Source organism: Rothia sp. HMSC076D04 (assembly GCF_001814645.1).
GTDB lineage: Bacteria > Actinomycetota > Actinomycetes > Actinomycetales > Micrococcaceae > Rothia > Rothia mucilaginosa.
On sequence record NZ_KV817369.1, the window covers coordinates 384,699 to 386,332 of the forward strand.

The window sequence follows — 1,634 nt, forward strand, 5'->3', positions numbered from 1 at the left end:
AGTTAAAAACCATGGTCGAAGACACTAAACCATGGCACAAATTCTGCAGGGGCAGAGCCTCCGTGAGTGTAGATTTATTTGATGCATAAAGCATTGATGTGTCCGAATAATGACGTTCAGATACTATTGCACTCAAAGCAACGCAAATATACACAAAGATGCGGTAGGGTGGTAACTGTAGTGTTCCATAACGCATTGATGCGTTTGTTGGGTGCGCTACGGGGCTGTTTCCCTTCCGGCAGTCAGCTTGACCTGCGAATAACGGCCCGACTAGTAACTAAACAACACACCATCACCGACGATAGGAGCGTATCTTCCATGGATTCGACCATCTTTAATCGCCGTACCCTGCTGGGTAGCGGCGCACTTGTGGGCCTGGGTGCCTTGCTCGCAGCCTGCGGTCAGCAGGCAAATAACGAGGCGGCAGCCTCGGCATCATCGACCGCCGTGCCGAGCGAGTCGGCTTCGGCTTCTGCGGCGGCATCTGAGTCGCCTTCGGCGAGTGCTACTCCGTCTACTGTCCGCGGTTATTCGGGTGGTTCGAAGGCGCCTGATGGTGAGTATCGCCCTGCTGATAAGTACGGTCCGGCGCAGAATGTGCCCAAGCCTGCTGAGCCTGAAGACGGGTACCGTGAGAAGTCTGTTGAAGGTATGCGTAAGACTTTGGACGCTTGGGTCAAATGGGGTAATTATGGCGTGCAGACTGGTGATTATTCGATGGCTCGTCAGTTTGTGTCGCCGACTTTTAAGAGCGAGTTGGAGGCTTATGAGGGTGTCGAGAGGCTTTACCAGCATGGTGGTTGGGTGATTGATGGTATTGAAAGCTTGACTGCTGATGGCGCGCCGTGGTCTGAGGACGGGGAGACTTATTTTTGGAAGGCTTACCATGTCTGGGAAAAGGAGATTTATGTCGCGGCTGATGGTAGTTGGCGCTCTTGGACCAATGAAGATAAAACTAACGACACTTATAAAATTGAGCTAAAGCACAACGGTCAAAAATGGGAGCTTATTGGGTATGTAAAGGTTGAAGATTAAAATGAAGCAGTGGCATAAAATTCTCTTCCTCCCTTTTGTAAGCATACAAATATTTCAACTTAGTATTCTCCCCTCATTTGCAGATGTAAAAACGAGTGAATGTTCATCAAATAATACTGCTAGCATATGCCAAGAGAAAATTCCTCCTAAAGAAATGGTTGGAAATGAAAATACGGAAAGAACAGGAAGCGCTTCAGATATTGATTCCGTTACAAACCAGCCAGTAACGCCTGCCCCCGAAACAGATACGACAAAACGGCGCGAGGGATTTTATGTTACATCTTATAAAGACAACCCCAACAATTTCTTCTGCACCACGCTAGACGGACGAGTAGGGCATGTTGGATATACAAACATGACCGTAGACGAAAACGGAATTCCTATCGACCGTGGTGGAAGCAGACATAGTCCTTCTTCTGCTAGCTGCATTCCCAACGATACCCGCACCCTGACCAGTGCCGACAGCCCGGGTCCCACCGGCCCGACCTACGAAGAAGTCATGGAGGAAATCCGCCACGCTGCAGAGTCGCTAGAGCCAGGCAAGCCGACCCTGCACCAGTCCTACAACAACCCCGCAGGCACTGGCCGAGCAGAAGGCG

The 1,634-nt window shown here is 50.2% G+C and carries 1 protein-coding gene and 1 pseudogene; both read left to right on the forward strand.

The genetic code is table 11. From position 1 onward, the window contains the following. Window positions 1–318: 318 nt before the first annotated feature. Window positions 319–1,035, forward strand: coding sequence for a DUF6318 family protein (locus HMPREF2980_RS05945; protein WP_070506222.1), 717 nt, complete (start codon window positions 319–321; stop codon window positions 1,033–1,035). A gap of 1 nt (window position 1,036) precedes the next feature. After that, window positions 1,037–1,634 (forward strand): annotated as a pseudogene (locus tag HMPREF2980_RS09525) (peptide ABC transporter ATPase); the annotation flags it as partial.